The following is an 18,234-nucleotide window of genomic DNA, read 5'->3' as shown; positions in this document are numbered from 1 at the left end:
CGGTGCTGGATAAAGTTCACATATGGGTCATTGGCTGTATCGGAACCTCGTCGAGCCGGGGAAGCTCCCCCTGTTCCTGGCGCTCGCCTCGTTCGTCGTGACCTTCGTGGTCACCCGTGTCGTCGTACGGCTGATCCGCGCCGGCAAGGGCCCCTTCGGCAACGTCAAGGCCGGTGACCTGCACATCCACCACGTGGTGCCCGGGGTGGTGCTCACGGTGATCGGCGGCTTCGGCGCGGTCGCCGGCAGCCGCTACGGATTCTGGCCCTGCGTGAGCGCCGTGGTCTTCGGCGTCGGAACGGGCCTCGTGCTCGACGAGTTCGCGCTGATCCTGCACCTCGACGACGTCTACTGGACCGAGGACGGGCGCAAGAGCGTCGAGGTCGTGGTGGTCACGGCGGCCCTCCTCGGCCTGATGCTCAGCGGCTTCTCGCCGCTCGGCGTCAACGACCTCAGCGACCAGGAGGCGCAGAACCGCGCGAGCGCGATCGGGACCATCGTCCTGAACTTCCTCTTCGTGCTGCTCGCCCTGAGCAAGGGCAAGGCCCGCACGGCGGTCTTCGGGGTGATCGTCCCCTTCATCGCCCTCGTCGGCGCCGTCAGACTGGCCAAGCCCGCCTCGCCGTGGGCCAGGCGCTTCTACCGGCACCGGCCGCGCGCCCGCGCCCGGTCCAGGCTGCGCGCCTACCGTCACGACCGCCGCTGGGCGGTCCGGGCCCGCAGGGTTCAGGAGTGGATCGGCGGCAAACCCGACCCGGTGCCCGACCGCTCCCTGTCCGACCGCCGGTGACGCGCCGCGGACAGGGCGCACAGCGCCAGCACCGCGGCGATCGCCGCCAGGTGTTCCTTGCCCGCCAGGTTGTCCTTGACGATCACCTCGGCCACCATGGCCCCGATCACGATCCCCACCGTCGCGTACGCCCGGTAGCGCCAGCCCAGGAACACGGCGAGGCCCACCACCGCCGCCGACGGGCCGGTGTCGACGACCAGCGCGTCCGCCCCGGGCAGCCCCAGCGGCCGGTGCGGGCCGAGCGCGATGCCGACGCGGGCGTACAGCGTCCCGGCCAGCGTGGCGACGTACGCGATCACGAGCGTGCGCCACCAGCCCAGACAGATCTCGGCGATCCCGAAGACGACCAGGATCTGCGCGAGCGCGCCCCACACCGGCAGGTCCAGCGCCGGGACGAACAAGGAGAGCGGGGTGCGCAGCAGGGCGAGCCGCAGCGGGTCCTCGGCCCGGACGGAGCCCGTGTCCTGCACCAGCCGGTAGCCCCAGGACTGGTTCTGCACGAACTGGAGGGCGGCCGTCAGACACACCGCGCCGAGCGTCATCGGGACGGCCCGCCACCCGTTCGCCCGCAGGGCCCGGCGCACGGTGGCGTACAGCAGACCCCACTCGGCGCGGGCCCAGCGGGCGGGCGCGCTCATCCGGTCGTCCCCACGGCTCTCCTCACGTCGGCCCCCGCTGGTCTCGTCTGTGCGACTCCAGGTGCTTGCGGTGCAGCCACTTCGGCAGGCCCGGGGCCTCCAGGAACCCCTCGGCGCGCGCGGACGCGACCCCGATGCGCAGCAGGTCCGCGCTCTTCTCGAAGAGCAGGAACCGCGGTTCCCAGATGGGCCGGTACTTGGCGTTGGCCCGGTACAGCGACTCGATCTGCCACCAGCGGGAGAAGAAGCTGAGCAGCGACCGCCACAGCCGCAGCACCGGGCCCGCGCCGAGGCGCGCCCCACGTTCGAAGACCGAACGGAACATCGCGAAGTTGAGCGAGACCTGGGTGATCCCGATCTCCCGGGCGCGCCGCAGGAGCTCGATCACCATGAACTCCATGAGCCCGTTCTCCGCGTCACGGTCGCGCCGCATCAGATCGAGGGAGAGCCCGCTCGGCCCCCACGGCACGAAGGACAGCACCGCCCTCAGCCCGCCCTCGGCGTCCGTGCACTCGAGCATCACGCACCGGCCGTCCTCGGGGTCGCCGAGCCGTCCGAGCGCCATGCTGAAACCGCGCTCGGTCGCGCCGTCGCGCCAGTCGTCCGCGCGCCGGAGCAGATACGCCATCTCGGCGGCCGGGATGTCCTCGTGCCGCCGGATGCGCACCCGGTACCCGGCCCGCCCGACCCGGTTGTAGGCCTGCCGGACGGTCCGCATGGCCCGCCCCTCGAGGGTGAACTCGGCCGTCTCGACGAGGGCTTCGTCGCCCAGCTCCAGGGCGTCGAAGCCGTGCCGGGAGTAGACCGTGCCCGCCTCCTCGCCCGCACCCATCACCGCCGGGATCCAGCCGTGCTCACGGGCCTCGGCGAGCCAGGGCTCGATGGCGCCGGGCCACGCCTCGGGGTCGCCGATGGGGTCGCCGCTCGCCAGGGAGACCCCGCCCACCACCCGGTACGCCACCGCCGCCTTGCCGGTGGGCGACCAGACCACGCTCTTCTCCCGGCGCAGCGAGAAGTAGCCGAGCGAGTCCCGGTCGCCGTTGCGCTCCAGCAGTTCGCGCAGCCGCTTCTCGTCGTCCTCGGTGAGCGGGTCGACGGCGCGCCGGGAGCGGAAGGCCGCGTAGAGGACGGCGAGCACCAGCAGGGTGCTGAGCACGTTGATCGAGACGTTGACCCAGTTCGGGGTCGCGATGCCGGGGTAGTGGGAGTCGTCGGCGGCGACCGAGACGAGCCGCAGGGTGCCGTAGCGCCAGCGGTCCAGGAAGGTCGAACGGTGGGCGTCGTGCGCGTCGTTGGTGACGGTGACCAGCAGCGTGGCGAGCAGCGAGGCGACCAGCAGCCCCCCGGCCGCGACGGCCGCGGCGAGCTTCGGGTTCGACCGGTCGCCCTTGGCGTAGAACTCCCGGCGGCCGACGGCCAGGGAGCCCACGAAGGCGGCGGTCAGCGCGAGCGAGACCCAGTTCTGCGCGTACTGGCGGATCTCGGGGAACGCCATCGCGATGCCGAACAGCAGCAGGAACAGTCCGCCGAGCACGGAGTTGAGGATCCACGCGGCCCGCTTGCGCCGCCGCATCGTGGTGGCCAGGAACATGGTGAACACGCCGGAGGCGAAGCCCGCGGTCAGCAGGTAGGGCGTGAAGTAGTTCTCGGTGTTGTGCCGCCGTACGTCCTGTCCGAGCGACACCCAGGCGGCGCTCAGGAAGTTGATGAACGTGACCGCGCGCAGGTACCACACGGCGAAGGCGGCGGACCGCCGCGAGGCAGCCGTGGACCGCCGGTCCCCGTCGCTCCGGCGGGCCGACACCCGTTCCTGGCCATCGACAACGGCAATCCGGGCATATTCCATGAATCGGGATGATATGGCCCGTGAGGTCCGCTGCGGGGGAGGGGTGACCCGGGCCATGGCGTTCGCGGGTCCGGCTCCGGTGGGGGGTCGGGGCCGTGCCGGTGCATCAGCCCGTCGCCGTCGGGTGAGGGGTGGGCGTCGGTGGCGACGGGCATCGATGTACCGGCACGGCCCCTCGCGTGCGTACCCGGCTGCGGGTGAGCGGTGGCTCGGGTGCAGTCCCTCGCGGGCGTGGAGATCCAGCCCCTCCGGCGTTTGAGGAGCGGGGTCCGGGGCGGAGCCCCAGGGGTGGGAAGGGTAGGGGCGGAGGGGGCGAAAAAGCCCGTGCCCGCCCGGCCCGAGCCAGGGTCGGGCGGGCACGGGCCGGGAACCTGCCCCGGGGCTACACCTCGGAGTCGGGCTCGGCGTCGGCGTCGGGCTCGGCCGGGGTCTCCTCCGGCTCCGGAGCGGGGGCTTCCGGCAGCTCCGCCGCGAGACGCGCAGCGGCCTGCACCAGCGGCAGCGCGAGCAGCGCACCCGCCCCCTCACCCACCGTCACCCCGTGGTCGAGCAGCGGTTCGAGGGACATCCGGTCCAGCGCCTTCGCCTGCGCCGGCTCCCCGCTGCGCTGCCCCGCCAGCCACCAGTCCGGCGCCCGGAAGGCGACCCGCTGGCCGACCAGCGCGCACGCGGCCGACACGACCCCGTCGAGGATCACCGGCATCTTCCGCACCGCGCTCTGCAGCAGGAAGCCGGTCGTCGCCGCCAGATCGGCCCCGCCCACCGTCGCGAGCAGCTGCAACTGGTCCCCGAGCACGGGCCGGGCCCGCCGCAGGGCGTCGCGCACCGCGGCGCACTTGCGCATCCACGCGAGGTCGTCGATGGGCTGCCCGCCCCGCCCGGTCACGACGGACGCGTCGGTCCCGCACAGCGCCGCGACCAGGACGGCCGCCGCCGTGGTCCCGCCCACGCTGATGTCGCCGAGCACCACCAGATCCGTACCGGAGTCGGCCTCCTCGTCCGCGACGGCCATGCCGGCCCGGAAGGCGGCCTCCGCCTCCTCCAGGGTCATCGCGTCCTCGACGTCGATCCGCCCCGAACCGCTCCGGACCCGGTGCCGTACGACCTCGTCGGGCAGCCCTCCGGGATCGGCCTCCAGCGACATGTCGACCACGCGCACCGGCACGCCGAACCCGCGGGCCAGGACCGATGCGGGGCTCGCGCCCTCGAGGGCCGCCCGCACCAGTCGGCCGGCACCGCCCGCGGGGCGCGCCGACACGTCGAGGGCGGCGACCCCGTGGTCGCCCGCGAACAGCACGGCGCGCGGGTGCTCGATCGGCCGTACCGGCACCGCGGACTGCGCCGCCGCCAGCCATTCACCCAGGTCGTCGAGTCGGCCCAGCGCCCCGGGCGGCACGATCCGGCGCTCCCGGTGCGCCTCGGCGTCACGGCGTACGCCTCCGTCGGGACGCTCGATCAGATCGGTGAAGTCGTCGAGATTAAGCGAGCTCATTCGCCGAACAGTACCGGCACCGATCGAACGCGCCCGCGCCACGTCGTTGCGCTCCGGATCCTCTTCACCTACGTACCGTTTGTGTCGGATTGTCGTACTACTCGTCCCCGACAGGAGCGTCCATGCCCTCCATCCCGCAGCCGACCACCGCACACCGTGCCGCCTACGCGGCGGAACTCGCCCGGGGCACCGCCCGGTTCCACGAACCGCGCCGCGCCGACTGCCCCTGGTGCGGCTCGAAGCGCCTGCGCACCCGGCTGCGGACGCCGGACCTGAGGCAGCGCAAACCGGGGACGTTCGTCGTCGACGAATGCGGGGACTGCGCCCACGCCTTCCAGAACCCCCGGCTCACCCCCGAGGGGCTGGCCTTCTACCACCGGGACCCGTGCGAGGGCGCCCACGACGACCTCGCCGAACGGCTCCTCGGCGGCCACGGCGGAGCCGGACGCCACCGCGCGGCGGCCCGCGCCGTGCTGCCCTACGCGGAGCCGGAGAGCTGGCTCGACATCGGCACCGGGCACGGCCACTTCCCGGCGGCGGCCAAGGAGGTCCACCCGTACACCTCCTTCGACGGCCTCGACGCGACGCGGCGGGTGGAGAGGGCGCGGGCGGCCGGGCGCGTGGAGGAGGCGCACGTCGGACGGCTCACCGACCCGGTGATCGGTGAGCGGCTGCGCGCCCGCTACGACGTGGTGAGCATGTTCCACCACCTGGAGCACACGCCCGAACCGCGCGAGGAACTGCGCGCCGCGCTGGAGGTGTTGAGACCCGGTGGGCACCTCCTGGCCGAAGTGCCCGACCCCGACTGCGCGTTCGGGGCGCTGCTCGGCAAGTGGTGGCCCGCGTACGGCCAGCCGCGCCATCTGCACCTCATGCCGCTGCCCAACCTGCTCGGCGAACTCGAGTCCCTCGGCTGCGCGGTCGTCGCGACGGACCGGCGCGAACCGCACGTCCCCCACGACCTCTCCGGTGCCCTCGCCCTGGCGCTCGGGCGCGCCCTCCCCGGCCCCGACGCCCCCTGGCGCCCGGCACCCCCGACCCCCCTCCAGCGCACCGCGCGCCTGGCCCTCGGCCGGGCGGCGGCCCCGCTCCTCGCCTCGACCGTCGCGCTGGACCGGCTCCTGGCCCCCCTGCTGCGCCGCACCCGCTTCTCGAACGCGTACCGCATCGTCGCCCGCAAGGAGACCTGAACCCGTCGCCCCGCGGCCCGCACGGGTCCCCGCACCCCGCCCGCCCCGCGTCCGGCAGCCCGCGCGCACCGGCGGGGAGCGGGCCCGGGTTCACCCCCGCAGCGCCAGGGCCTGTCCCGCCACCACCAGCAGCACGTGCTCGCACTCCTCGGCGAACGCCGCGTTCAGCCGCCCGAGTTCGTCGCGGTAGCGGCGTCCGGAGGCGGTGGCCGGCACGATGCCCGAGCCGACCTCGTTGGAGACGGCGACGAGCGTGCGGCGGGTCCGCCGGACCGCGGCGACCAGCTCCTCCACGCGGGCGCGCAGGGCACGCTCGCCGCCCCCGGACCACTCGGCGTCGTCCCAGGCGTTCACCGCGTCCATGGCGTCCGTCAGCCACAGCGAGAGACAGTCGACGAGCAGGGGCGGTCCCTCCTCCGCGAGGAGGGGAACCAGGTCACAGGTCTCGACGGTCCGCCAGGAGCCGGGCCGCCGCTCGCGGTGGGCGCTGACGCGCTGCGCCCATTCGGAGTCCCCGCCGCGGGTGCCCCCCGTGGCGACGTACAGGACGTCGGGGAAGGACTCCATCCGCCGTTCCGCCTCCACCGACTTGCCCGAACGCGCCCCGCCGAGCACCAGCGTCCGGCGCGGCACGTCGGGCACGTCCTCGTAGACGCCCACGTCGAGCGTCGTCCCGTCGGGCACGGCCCGCGCGCCCGCCGCGGCGAGCCGTCTGCGCAGTTCGGGCCCCGGGGGCACGTCGTGGTCGAGGTGCACCGCGATCACGTCCGTCGTCGGGTCGACCGCGCCGGCCGCGCGCAGCCTCGCCAGGGCGTCGGGACGTCCCACCACGTCCAGGAGCACCATGTGGTACGCCCCGCCGTTCTCGTCCAGGCCCGCCGGTGCCGCGCCCGGCGGCAGGTACAGCAGCCGCTGCCCGGCCGGACCGGTCACCGCGTACCCCGTGCCGGGCGCGTCCATCGGCACCGCCCGCACCCGGTGCCCCGTCAGCAGCGCCAACTCCCGTCCGTCGGGCACCCGGCCGGGCCCCGGCAGCCCGGCCGGCACCTCCAGGGCGGGCCCGTCGTGCGGATGGGAGAGCAGTACCTGCCGTACGCCGCCCAGTGAGTGTCCGGCGCGGGCCGCCGCGAACGCGGCGCCGGGGGTGAGGTCGAGCAGCAGCGTTCCGTCCACGAGCAGCGCGGTGGCCGCCCGCGCCCTCTCGCCGAGCGCGGTCGCGCAGGCGGCGCAGGGACATTCGGGGCGGGGCAGGCCCGCGGGGGCACCGGTGCCGAGCAGAGTCAGTTCCACGCCGCCGATTTTTCCGTGTCCCCGCACGTCTTGCGCGTCCGGCTAGGCTTCGGACGGGAGACGGATCTTGTCCGGCTTCCGCTGTGCAGTGTGCTCACACCTTGGAGGCGTACATGGCGGCATGGACGTGGCGGTTCGAGAAGTCCGACGGGACAGAGGTCGAACCCGCGGTGCAGCCCGAGGAGTTCACCACCCAGGGCGATGCCGAGTCCTGGATCGGTGAGGTGTGGAAGGACCTTGTGGCGGGTGGTGCGGACCAGGTGTTCCTCTTCGAGGACAGCACGCAGATCTACGGCCCGATGAGCCTGCACGCCGAGTCGGAGTAGGCCGGCAGGGGTTGCCGGGGGACCCTCCCCGGCAACCCGTCGCCGCCCGCCTCGGCACCCGTGCGGGCGACATCGGCGGTCCGGCCGCACCGGCGGTCCGGCCGCACCGGCGGTCCGGGCGCTCGGCGGCCGGGGGATTCAGCCCCGCACACCGCACAGGTGCAGAAGGGCCGCCACCTGGCGGTAGGGGTCCGTCCGGCCGGCCCGCTCCTCCGCGGCCAGCAGCGTCTCCACGTCCGGCGGCACCGGCGCGCCGTCGGCCGCCGTGTCCGTGAAGACGCGCACCCCGTACCAGGCGTGCAGCGGAGCACCGATCCCGGCGAGCGTGGCGGTCAGCGTGGCGAGCCGGTCGGCGCGGACGTCGAGACCGAGCCGGTTGGTGTACGCGGTCGTGTCGAACGAGGCCAGCGTCGTCGTCCAGTCCCCGCCGATCCCGGGCCGCATGGCCAGCGCGTCCGCGTTGCGCACCAGCAGCGAGAGCAGCCCGCCCGGGGCCAGCATCCGCGCCAGCCCCGCCACCATGGCGTCCGGCTCCTCGACGTACATCAGGACGCCGTGGCACAGCACCACGTCGAAACTGCCCGGCAGGAAGTGCACACCGGTCTCGTGCCCGTCGCCCTCGACGAGGCGCACCCGGCTCCGGATGCCCTCGGGCTCGGCGGCCAGCGCCTGACGGGCCACGGACAGCATCGTGGCGTCCTGTTCGAGCGCGGTCACCTGATGACCGGCCCGCGCGAGGCGCAGGGCCTGTGTGCCCTGGCCCGCCCCGACGTCGAGCACGCGCAGGCGCTGCCCCACCGGATACCGCCCGGTTATCTGCTCATCGAGCTGCCGGGCCACCAGTTCCTGCCGTACGACATCCCGCAGCCCGCCCAGCCTGCTCAGCCAGGCATCCGCCGCGCCCCCGGAGAACGACGTAGTGCTCAGGGCCGCTCTCCGCGCTTGACCTGCGGCTTCGGCAGCCGGAGTCGACGCATCTGGAGCGTGCGCATCAGCGCGTAACGGACCGCACCCTTGGTGTTCTCGTCCGGGAAGCGCGTGTTGAGCTGCTTCCGCAGGCGGATCGCGATGACGACCGAGTCGACCACGATCATCACGATGACGACCAGCCAGAGCAGCAGGGCCACGTTCTTGAGAACGGCGGACGGCACCACGCTCAGCATCAGGATGATCACGGCCAGCGGCAGGAAGAGCTCGGCGATGCAGAGCCGCGAGTCCACGTAGTCGCGCGCGAACCGGCGCACCTTGCCCTTGTCGCGCACGGGCAGGTAGCGCTCGTCACCGCTGGCCAGCGCCTGGCGCTGGCGCTCCATCGCGGCGCGACGGTCGTCGCGCTGGCGCTTGGCCGCCTCCTTGCGCGTCGTCGGCGTCTGGGCGACGCTGCGGCGCTGGGTCTGGGCCTCACTGCGCTTGGGCGTGGGCCGGCCCTTGGGGGCCTGAGGGTCACGGGTCACTTTGGAGTCGGTCACCGGCGCCTTGTCGGCGGGGGCCTTCTCTTCCTTCGCACGGCTACGGAACACAAAACCCAAGGGTACGGGGTCCGCGAGCATGGACGTCGGTCGAGTGGGGAACGATCCGGCAACACCGCGCGTCTGTAGGGGGACAGTGGGGGCGACGCCCAGGGGTGCACCCCCGGGTGCCACCTACTCCTTACGCCGGAGCGGTGGCGGGCGCAGTCGTCCTTGGGGATGAGCGCATCCGTCCCCGAACAGTGCGGTAATGGATGCGGGGCCCGTACTGTGGGTCCTGTTGCAGTACCTGGAGCTGGAGTCCGTCAGAAGGGGGCGCGCGAAGCCCATGAGCGGTGTCATGAAGCGTATGGGGATGATCTTCCGCGCGAAGGCGAACAAGGCCCTTGACCGGGCCGAGGACCCGCGCGAGACCCTCGATTACTCCTACCAGAAGCAGCTGGAGCTGCTCCAGAAGGTCCGGCGCGGTGTCGCCGACGTGGCGACCAGCCGCAAGCGCCTCGAACTGCAGCTGAACCAGCTCCAGAACCAGTCCTCCAAGCTGGAGGACCAGGGCCGCAAGGCCCTCGCGCTCGGCCGCGAGGACCTCGCCCGTGAGGCGCTGTCGCGCCGCGCCGCGCTCCAGCAGCAGGTCACCGACCTGGAGACGCAGCACCAGACCCTGCAGGGCGAGGAGGAGAAGCTCACCCTCGCCGCCCAGCGTCTGCAGGCCAAGGTCGACGCCTTCCGCACGAAGAAGGAGACGATCAAGGCGACCTACACGGCGGCCCAGGCACAGACCCGGATCGGCGAGGCCTTCACCGGCATCTCCGAGGAGATGGGCGACGTGGGGCTCGCCATCCAGCGCGCCGAGGACAAGACCGCGCAGCTCCAGGCGCGGGCCGGCGCGATCGACGAGCTGCTCGCCTCCGGAGCCCTCGACGACCCCACCGGGCTGGCGAAGGACGACATCCAGAGCGAGCTGGACCGCATCTCCGGTGGTTCGGACGTGGAGCTGGAGCTACAGCGCATGAAGGCCGAGCTGGCCGGCGGCTCCTCGTCGCAGCAGCAGGCGATCGAGGGCGGCACGGGCCAGGCCCAGCCGTCGCAGACCCAGGACACCCCGCGCTTCGACAAGCAGTGACCTGACGGGCCCGTGCCCGAGGAGGCGACATGATCGTACGGATCATGGGGGAGGGGCAGGTGAGACTGGACGACGGCCGGCTCACCACCCTGAACAAGCTGGACGACGAACTGCTCACCGAGATGGAGAGGGGCGACGAGGCCGGCTTCCGCCGCACCCTGGGAGCTCTCCTGGACGCGGTGCGCGATGCCGGGACGCCGCTCCCCGACGACTCGCTGGAGCCGTCGGAGCTGATCCTCCCGTCCCCGGACGCCACGCTCGAAGAGGTCCGCGAGATGCTGAGCGACGACGGCCTGATCCCCGGCTGACGCCCCGCCGGCACGGTTCCCGCGCTTCCGGACCCCCACCCCGGAAGCCCGGACACCGCGCCCCGGAGCCCGGGAAAGCCCGCGGCCGGGACCCGCGAGAACGAGCGGGCGCCCCGGGCCCGCCACCACCCGTGCCACCCCGGCCGGGAACCGGACCGTCCCCACGCCCGTGCCGGAGCCCGGCAGGGTTTCGCACCGGAGGACCCACACCCGTGGGGGAGGGCACGACCCGGCCCCCACACCTCGAGCGCGCCCCCGGACGAGGTACCACCCCGCGCGCGGTCGTCCCCGTACCACCCGGCCCCGGCCCGGCAGGGCTTCGCGCCGGGGACTCGCGCCCGCCGGGGAGGGCCCGGCCCCCGCTCCGCGATCGTGCCCCCGGGACGCGGCACCGGCCCACGCCCCGCGGGAGGCGGCCCCGCACACCCGTGCCGCACCACCCGGTCCCGAGCCCGGCAGGGACCCGTACCGTGGACCGGATGAGCACCCTGGAGCGTATGCGGGACTGGCTGCGGGACCACCGCCTCGCCCTGGACGCCACCATCGCCGCGGGCGTCCTCGTCGCCATGGTGGCCGGCTCCTTCGTCGACTCGCACGGCGCCGACGGCACGACCTGGAGCGCCCGCACCCCGGACGTCCTCAGCCTCGCGCTGATGGCCCTCGGGGCCGCGGCCCTGGTCTTCCGCCGCCGCGCCCCGATGAAGGTCCTCGTGGCGACCGTCGCCGTCTCCCTGGTGGAGCTGGTGACCGCCGACCCCCGCGCCCCGGTGGCCATGTCCGCCGTCGTCGCCCTCTACACCGTGGCCTCGTCCACCGACCGCCCCACGACCTGGCGCGTGGGCCTCCTCACCATGACGGTCCTGACGGCGGTCGCCATGCTCGCCGGTCCGCTGCCCTGGTACGCCCAGGACAACCTCGGCGTCTTCGCGTGGACCGGCATGGCCGCCGCGGCCGGTGACGCCGTCCGCAGTCGGCGCGCCTTCGTGCACGCGATCAAGGAACGCGCGCTGCGGGCCGAGCGCACCCGCGAGGAGGAGGCACGCCGCCGCGTCGCCGAGGAGCGGCTGCGGATCGCCCGCGACCTGCACGACGTCGTCGCCCACCACATCGCCCTCGTCAACGTGCAGGCCGGAGTCGCGTCCCACGTGATGGACAAGCGCCCCGACCAGGCCAAGGAGGCGCTCGCCCACGTGCGGGAGGCCAGCCGGTCCGCGCTGAACGAACTGCGCGCCACCGTGGGGCTGCTGCGCCAGTCCGGCGACCCCGAGGCCCCGACCGAGCCCGCCCCCGGGCTGGCCCGGCTCGACGAGCTCGCGGACACCTTCCGCAACGCGGGGCTCCCCGTCGAGGTGGCCCGCTCCGACTCCGGCACGGTGCTGCCCGCGGCCGCCGACCTCGCCGCGTACCGGGTGATCCAGGAGGCGCTGACCAATGTGCGCAAGCACGCGGGCCCGGGAGCGAAGGCGGAGGTCAGTGTCGTCCGGGTCGGACCGGTGGTGGAGGTGACGGTCCTCGACAACGGCCCGGGACGGGACACCGGCCCCGGACCGGAGGACGGCCCGGAGCACGGGCATGATCCGGGACAGGACGCCGGACCGCAGGAGGGCGGCGGCCACGGACTGCTCGGCATGCGCGAGCGCGTCACCGCGATCGGCGGGAGCTGCACGGCCGGTCCCCGCTACGGAGGCGGTTTCCGCGTCCATGCGATCCTTCCGGTCAAGAACCACGCGTCCGCCCTGGGAGACCCCGTATGACGATCCGTGTCGTGCTCGCCGACGACCAGGCGCTGCTGCGCAGCGCCTTTCGCGTGCTGGTCGACTCGGAACCGGACATGGAGGTCGTGGGCGAGGCGTCCGACGGGGCCCAGGCCGTGGCGGTGACCCGGGACGAGCGGGCCGACGTGGTGCTGATGGACATCAGGATGCCGGGCACCGACGGCCTCGCCGCCACCCGGATGATCACCGCCGACCCGGCCCTCGCGCACGTGCGGGTCGTGATGCTGACGACCTTCGAGGTCGACGAGTACGTGGTGCAGTCCTTGCGGGCCGGGGCGTCCGGGTTCCTCGGCAAGGGCGCCGAACCCGAGGAACTGCTGAACGCCATCCGCATCGCCGCGGGCGGCGAGGCGCTGCTGTCCCCGGCCGCGACCAAGGGCCTCATCGCCCGGTTCCTCGCGCAGGGTGACGACGACGGGCCCGGTGCCGCCCGCTCCGAGCGGCTCGACGCCCTCACCGGGCGCGAGCGCGAGGTGCTCGTCCAGGTCGCCGCCGGCCACTCCAACGACGAGATCGCCGAGCGCCTCGAAGTGAGTCCGCTCACGGTGAAGACGCACGTCAACCGGGCCATGGCCAAGCTCGGCGCCCGCGACCGGGCCCAGCTGGTGGTCATCGCGTACGAGTCGGGACTGGTCCGCCCCCGGGTGGACTGAGCGTCACCTGCGCGTACTGCGTCTGGAGTAGGTTCCGGGCAAGGAAATGGACCCAGGGGTTACGGATCACCGCCCGTCCATGGCCCAGGGTGTGGCGTGGGGGAATCCCCCGTCCCCCGCGTTCCGCTCGAACCATGGAAGAGAGACCCACCACCCATGTCCTGGCTGTCCAGATTCAGCCTCGCGCAACGGGCCCTCATAGGGCTGATGTCGATCATCGCGCTCGTCTTCGGGGCGATAGCGATCCCCCAGCTCAAGCAGCAGTTGCTGCCCACCATCGAACTGCCCGTGGTGTCGGTGCTCGCGCCGTACCAGGGTGCGTCTCCCGACGTGGTCGAGAAGCAGGTCGTCGAGCCCGTCGAGAACAGCCTCCAGGCCGTCGACGGCATCACCGGTGTCACCTCCACCGCGAGCGAGGGCAACGCCGTGATCATGGCGTCCTTCGACTACGGCAACGACACCAAGCAGCTCGTCGCCGACGTCCAGCAGGCCGTCAACCGGGCCCGCGCCCAGCTGCCCGACTCGGTCGACCCGCAGGTCATCGCCGGTTCCACCGACGACATGCCGACCGTCGTCCTCGCCGTCACCTCCGGCCAGGACCAGCAGGCGCTCGCCGACCGGCTCGACCGCACCGTCGTCCCCGCCCTCGAGGGCATCGACGGCGTCGGCCGGGTCGACGTCGCCGGTGTACGGGACCTCCAGGTCACCGTCACGCCCGACGACAAGAAGCTCGCCAGGGCCGGCCTCACCCCGGCCGCCCTCGGCCAGGCGCTCCAGGCGGGCGGCGCGACCGTCCCGGCCGGTTCCTTCGACGAGGACGGCAGCAACCGCACCGTACGGGTCGGCGGCGGCTTCACCTCGCTGCGCCAGATCCAGGACCTGATGGTCACCGGAGCGCCCGGCAAGAAGCCGGTGCGCCTCGGAAGCGTCGCCACCGTCGCGCAGACGCAGGCCGCGGCCGACTCCATCACGCGCACCGACGGCCGCCCGAGCCTCGCCGTGACCGTCACCATGGCCCACGACGGCAGCGCCGTCGCCATCTCCGACGCGGTCAAGGACAAGCTGCCCGGCCTGCGCGCCGACCTGGGCAAGGGGGCGGCGATCACCGTCGTCAGCGACCAGGGCCCGGCGGTCTCCAAGTCCATCCACGGACTGACCACCGAGGGCGCCCTCGGTCTGCTCTTCGCGGTCCTGGTCATCCTGCTCTTCCTCGCCTCGGTCCGCTCGACGCTGGTCACCGCGGTGTCCATCCCGCTGTCCGTGGTGCTGGCGCTGATCGTGCTGTGGACCCGTGACCTGTCGCTCAACATGCTGACGCTGGGCGCGCTCACCATCGCGATCGGCCGGGTCGTCGACGACTCGATCGTCGTCCTGGAGAACATCAAGCGGCACCTCGGATACGGCGAGGAGCGCGAGGAGGCGATCCTCACCGCGGTCCGCGAGGTGGCCGGGGCGGTCACCTCCTCGACGCTCACCACGGTCGCCGTCTTCCTGCCGATCGGGCTCACCGGCGGCATGGTCGGCGAGCTGTTCGGCTCCTTCAGCCTGACGGTCACGGCGGCGCTCCTCGCGTCCCTGCTCGTCTCGCTGACGGTCGTCCCCGTGCTCTCGTACTGGTTCCTGCGCGCGCCCAAGGGCACCCCGGCGGACGCCGAGGAGGCCCGCCGCAAGGCCGAGGAGAAGGAGGAGAACAGCCGCCTCCAGCGTTTCTACGTCCCCGTCCTGCGCTTCGCGACCCGTCGCCGGCTCACCAGCCTGCTGATCGCGGCCGCGGTCCTCGTCGGCACGTTCGGCATGGCGCCCCTGCTGAAGACGAACTTCTTCGACCAGGGCGAGCAGGAGGTCCTCACCGTCAAGCAGGCGCTGAAGCCGGGCACCAGCCTGGCCGCGACCGACGCGCAGGCGAAGAAGGTCGAGAAGCTCCTCGACGGCGTCGAGGGCGTCAAGGACTACCAGGTCACCATCGGTTCCTCCGGCTTCATGGCGGCCTTCGGCGGCGGCACGGACACCAACCAGGCGTCGTACCAGGTCATGCTGGAGGACTCCGCCTCCTCCGAGGACGTCAAGAAGCGCATCGAGAAGGGGCTCGGCGGGCTCTCCGGTCTCGGCACCACCACGGTGGCGGCCGGCGACGCCTTCGGCAGCCAGGACCTCAAGGTCGTCGTGAAGGCGGCGGACGCGGACGTGCTGCGCAAGGCGGCCGAGCAGGTCCGTGGCGCGGTCGCGAAGCTCGACGACGTCACCGACGTCAGCAGCGACCTCTCCCAGAGCGTGCCGCGCATCTCGGTGCGGGCCAACTCCAAGGCCGCGGCGGCCGGTTTCGACGACGCCACCCTCGGCGCGGCCGTCACCCAGGCCGTCCGCGGCACGACCACCGGCAAGGCGGTCCTGGACGACGCCGAGCGTGACGTCGTCATCAGGTCCGCGAAGCCGGTCACCACGATCGCGGAACTGCGCGCGCTGCGGCTCGGCGCGGTGAAGCTCGGTGACATCGCGGACGTGGAGCTGGTCGACGGACCGGTCTCGATGACCCGGATCGACGGCCAGCGAGCCGCCACGATCACCGCCAAGCCGGCCGGCGACAACACCGGCGCGGTCAGCGCGGACCTCACGGCGAAGCTCAAGGAGCTGAAGCTGCCCGCCGGTGCCACGGCGTCGATCGGCGGTGTCTCCTCGGACCAGGACGACGCGTTCAAGAACCTCGGCCTGGCGATGCTCGCGGCGATCGCGATCGTCTTCATGCTGCTGGTGGCGACGTTCCGTTCGCTGGTCCAGCCGCTGATCCTGCTGGTGTCGATCCCGTTCGCGGCGACCGGCGCGATCGGCCTGCTCGTCGTCACGGGCACCCCGATGGGTGTCCCCGCGATGATCGGCATGCTGATGCTCATCGGCATCGTGGTGACGAACGCGATCGTGCTGATCGACCTCGTCAACCAGTACCGGGCGCAGGGCCACGGTGTGGTCGAGGCCGTCATCGAGGGCGGCCGGCACCGGCTCCGCCCGATCCTGATGACGGCCCTGGCGACGATCTTCGCGCTGCTGCCGATGGCGCTGGGCGTCACCGGTGAGGGCGGCTTCATCGCGCAGCCGCTCGCGGTGGTCGTGATCGGCGGCCTCATCACGTCGACGCTGCTGACGCTGCTGCTCGTCCCGACGCTCTACGCGATGCTCGAACTGCGCAAGGAGCGCCGCGCGGCGAAGCGGGCGGCGAAGCGGGAGTCGAAGAAGGAGACCGGGTCGGCCGGTTCCGGCGAGGACTCCGTGGACGACGAGGACAAGTCCCCGGAGCCGGCCGGAGTCTGAGCCGGTTCCAGGGAGCGGCCCCCGCCCCGGCGTTCACGCGCCGGGGCGGGGGCCCGTCGTTCTCCGGCCGTGCGGGGCGACGTACGACGAAGAGGCGCCCCCCGGTGACCGGGAGGCGCCTCTTCGGTGTCGCTCTTCGGAGCCGTCCGTGGTTACGGCAGCGCCAGCATCCGCTCCAGCGCCAGCTTCGCGAACGCCTCGGTCTCCTTGTCGACCTCGATGCGGTTGACGAGGTTGCCCTCGGCGAGGGACTCCAGGGTCCACACCAGGTGGGGCAGGTCGATGCGGTTCATCGTCGAGCAGAAGCAGACCGTCTTGTCGAGGAAGACGATCTCCTTGCCCTCGGGCGCGAACCGGTTCGCCAGCCGCCGCACGAGGTTCAGCTCCGTGCCGATCGCCCACTTCGAGCCGGCCGGGGCGGCCTCCAGGGCCTTGATGATGTACTCGGTCGAGCCGACGTAGTCCGCCGCCGCGACGACCTCGTGCTTGCACTCGGGGTGCACGAGGACGTTGACGCCCGGGATGCGCTCGCGCACGTCGTTCACCGAGTCCACGCTGAAGCGGCCGTGCACCGAGCAGTGGCCGCGCCACAGGATCATCTTCGCGCCGCGCAGCTCCTCCGCGGTCAGCCCGCCGTTCGGCTTGTGCGGGTTGTAGACCACGCAGTCGTCCAGGGACATGCCCATGTCGCGGACGGCGGTGTTGCGGCCGAGGTGCTGGTCGGGCAGGAACAGCACCTGCGAACCCTGCTCGAAGGCCCACTCCAGGGCCCGCTGGGCGTTCGAGGACGTGCAGATCGTGCCGCCGTGCTTGCCGGTGAAGGCCTTGATGTCCGCGGACGAGTTCATGTACGAGACGGGCACGACCCGCTCGGCGATGCCGGCCTCGGTCAGGACGTCCCAGCACTCGGCGACCTGCTCGGCGGTGGCCATGTCGGCCATCGAGCAGCCCGCGGCGAGGTCCGGCAGGACGACCTTCTGGGCGTCGCCGGTGAGGATGTCGGCGGACTCGGCCATGAAGTGCACACCGCAGAAGACGATGTACTCGGCCTCCGGACGGGCCGCCGCGTCACGGGCCAGCTTGAAGGAGTCACCCGTGACGTCAGCGAACTGGATGACCTCGTCGCGCTGGTAGTGGTGGCCGAGCACGAAGACCTTGTCGCCGAGCTTCTCCTTGGCCGCCCGCGCGCGCTCGACCAGGTCCGGGTCGGACGGCGAGGGCAGGTCGCCGGGGCACTCGACGCCCCGCTCGCTCTTCGGGTCGGCCTGGCGGCCGAGCAGCAGCAGGGCGAGGGGCGTCGGCTGTACGTCGAGCTCCTGGGTCTGGGCGGTGGTCACGACACGCACCCTTTCTGTTCTGCGGGTCGCCGGGCTCCCAGGGGAGCGGTCCGGCGGTACGATGCCTTTTCGTCTCTTTGACGCTATCTATCATAACCGCTTCACGTCACGTTGACGATGGCCATAGCGTCCATGTGACGTGAATCCCGGTCGCCTCTCCGGCGGGCGACACCGAGGTGTACGTGGGGTTGTCCACAGGACGGTGTTCGCGCAGGGGCGCGTGTGCGAGCATGAAGAGAGAAGGCAGTAAGACATGAGCTCGGCCCGGAATGAATCCGCGGCCCCGCCGGTTGCAACCTGCGGCAAGCAGTCTCCGTACAACCCGGGAGAGAAGCAGATGTCCGTATCGGACGAGACCACCACCGTGAACGACGGCATCATCCTGTCCGACGCCGCCGCCGCCAAGGTCAAGGCCCTGCTCGACCAGGAAGGCCGCGAGGACCTGGCGCTGCGCGTCGCCGTTCAGCCCGGCGGCTGCTCCGGCCTGCGGTACCAGCTCTTCTTCGACGAGCGCTCGCTCGACGGCGACGTCGTCAAGGACTTCGACGGTGTGAAGGTCGTCACCGACCGCATGAGCGCCCCGTACCTGGGCGGCGCCTCGATCGACTTCGTCGACACCATCGAGAAGCAGGGCTTCACGATCGACAACCCGAACGCGACGGGCTCCTGCGCCTGCGGCGACTCCTTCAGCTAA

16 protein-coding genes are annotated in these 18,234 nt (G+C 72.6%); 9 read left to right on the top strand and 7 right to left on the bottom strand.

Annotated elements, in window-relative coordinates:
* Positions 1 to 22: 22 nt before the first annotated feature.
* Positions 23 to 790, top strand: coding sequence for a hypothetical protein (locus CW362_RS34085; RefSeq protein WP_103553480.1), 768 nt, complete (start codon positions 23 to 25; stop codon positions 788 to 790).
* Here the strand turns inward: CW362_RS34085 and CW362_RS44185 are convergent.
* The 3 genes from CW362_RS44185 to cobT all read right to left on the bottom strand — a co-directional run bounded on the left by CW362_RS44185 (position 727) and on the right by cobT (position 4,766).
* Entirely contained in the window at positions 727 to 1,428 is a 702-nt protein-coding gene (locus tag CW362_RS44185; RefSeq protein ID WP_162684316.1) for a hypothetical protein, read from the bottom strand. The genes CW362_RS34085 and CW362_RS44185 overlap by 64 nt on opposite strands.
* 22 nt (positions 1,429 to 1,450) lie before the next feature.
* A complete protein-coding gene (locus CW362_RS34075) occupies positions 1,451 to 3,274 on the bottom strand; it encodes a phosphatidylglycerol lysyltransferase domain-containing protein (RefSeq protein ID WP_103553479.1) in 1,824 nt (607 codons plus the stop codon).
* 382 nt (positions 3,275 to 3,656) lie between these two features.
* Positions 3,657 to 4,766, bottom strand: coding sequence for a nicotinate-nucleotide--dimethylbenzimidazole phosphoribosyltransferase (gene cobT, locus CW362_RS34070; protein ID WP_103553478.1), 1,110 nt, complete (start codon positions 4,764 to 4,766; stop codon positions 3,657 to 3,659).
* Between the two features lie 122 nt (positions 4,767 to 4,888).
* Between cobT and CW362_RS34065 the strand changes: the two genes are divergently transcribed.
* A complete protein-coding gene (locus CW362_RS34065; RefSeq protein WP_103553477.1) occupies positions 4,889 to 5,956 on the top strand; it encodes a class I SAM-dependent methyltransferase in 1,068 nt (355 codons plus the stop codon).
* Between the two features lie 90 nt (positions 5,957 to 6,046).
* Here CW362_RS34065 and CW362_RS34060 read toward each other — a convergent pair whose 3' ends face one another.
* Positions 6,047 to 7,246, bottom strand: a complete 1,200-nt coding sequence (locus CW362_RS34060) for a bifunctional adenosylcobinamide kinase/adenosylcobinamide-phosphate guanylyltransferase (RefSeq protein WP_103553476.1) — start codon at positions 7,244 to 7,246, stop codon at positions 6,047 to 6,049.
* 113 nt (positions 7,247 to 7,359) lie between these two features.
* Between CW362_RS34060 and CW362_RS34055 the strand changes: the two genes are divergently transcribed.
* Positions 7,360 to 7,572 carry a hypothetical protein gene (locus CW362_RS34055; RefSeq protein WP_103553489.1) on the top strand — a complete coding sequence of 71 codons (213 nt, stop codon included), beginning with the start codon at positions 7,360 to 7,362 and terminating at the stop codon, positions 7,570 to 7,572.
* A 138-nt stretch (positions 7,573 to 7,710) separates the two neighbouring features.
* Here the strand turns inward: CW362_RS34055 and CW362_RS34050 are convergent, their stop codons facing one another.
* Positions 7,711 to 8,412, bottom strand: coding sequence for a class I SAM-dependent methyltransferase (locus CW362_RS34050; RefSeq protein WP_103553475.1), 702 nt, complete (start codon positions 8,410 to 8,412; stop codon positions 7,711 to 7,713).
* Positions 8,413 to 8,495: 83 nt separating this feature from the next.
* Entirely contained in the window at positions 8,496 to 9,122 is a 627-nt protein-coding gene (locus CW362_RS34045; protein WP_103553474.1) for a DUF3043 domain-containing protein, read from the bottom strand.
* A gap of 247 nt (positions 9,123 to 9,369) precedes the next feature.
* On the opposite strand from CW362_RS34045, the gene CW362_RS34040 reads away from it, so the two are divergent.
* The 5 genes from CW362_RS34040 to CW362_RS34020 all read left to right on the top strand — a co-directional run bounded on the left by CW362_RS34040 (position 9,370) and on the right by CW362_RS34020 (position 16,203).
* A complete protein-coding gene (locus CW362_RS34040) occupies positions 9,370 to 10,164 on the top strand; it encodes a PspA/IM30 family protein (protein WP_103553488.1) in 795 nt (264 codons plus the stop codon).
* Between the two features lie 29 nt (positions 10,165 to 10,193).
* Positions 10,194 to 10,472, top strand: coding sequence for a PspA-associated protein PspAA (pspAA, locus tag CW362_RS34035; RefSeq protein WP_103553473.1), 279 nt, complete (start codon positions 10,194 to 10,196; stop codon positions 10,470 to 10,472).
* Positions 10,473 to 10,951: 479 nt separating this feature from the next.
* On the top strand, positions 10,952 to 12,226 hold the full coding sequence (locus CW362_RS34030) for a sensor histidine kinase (RefSeq protein ID WP_206301139.1): 1,275 nt from the start codon (positions 10,952 to 10,954) through the stop codon (positions 12,224 to 12,226).
* The gene (locus CW362_RS34025) at positions 12,223 to 12,900 is read left to right on the top strand and encodes a response regulator (protein WP_103553471.1); all 678 of its coding nucleotides are present in this window, start codon (positions 12,223 to 12,225) and stop codon (positions 12,898 to 12,900) included. The genes CW362_RS34030 and CW362_RS34025 overlap by 4 nt, the downstream gene beginning before the upstream one ends.
* 156 nt (positions 12,901 to 13,056) lie before the next feature.
* Complete coding sequence (locus tag CW362_RS34020; RefSeq protein WP_103553470.1) at positions 13,057 to 16,203, top strand: efflux RND transporter permease subunit; 3,147 nt, start codon at positions 13,057 to 13,059, stop codon at positions 16,201 to 16,203.
* A gap of 152 nt (positions 16,204 to 16,355) precedes the next feature.
* Here CW362_RS34020 and nadA read toward each other — a convergent pair whose 3' ends face one another.
* Positions 16,356 to 17,540 (bottom strand): quinolinate synthase NadA, encoded by a 1,185-nt coding sequence (nadA, locus tag CW362_RS34015; RefSeq protein WP_103553469.1) that lies wholly within the window; start codon positions 17,538 to 17,540, stop codon positions 16,356 to 16,358.
* A 337-nt stretch (positions 17,541 to 17,877) separates the two neighbouring features.
* Between nadA and erpA the strand changes: the two genes are divergently transcribed.
* A complete protein-coding gene (erpA, locus tag CW362_RS34010) occupies positions 17,878 to 18,234 on the top strand; it encodes an iron-sulfur cluster insertion protein ErpA (protein WP_037623995.1) in 357 nt (118 codons plus the stop codon).

The organism is Streptomyces populi (assembly GCF_002911015.1).
GTDB lineage: Bacteria > Actinomycetota > Actinomycetes > Streptomycetales > Streptomycetaceae > Streptomyces > Streptomyces populi.
This window is presented reverse-complemented; position numbering and strand designations above follow the sequence as displayed.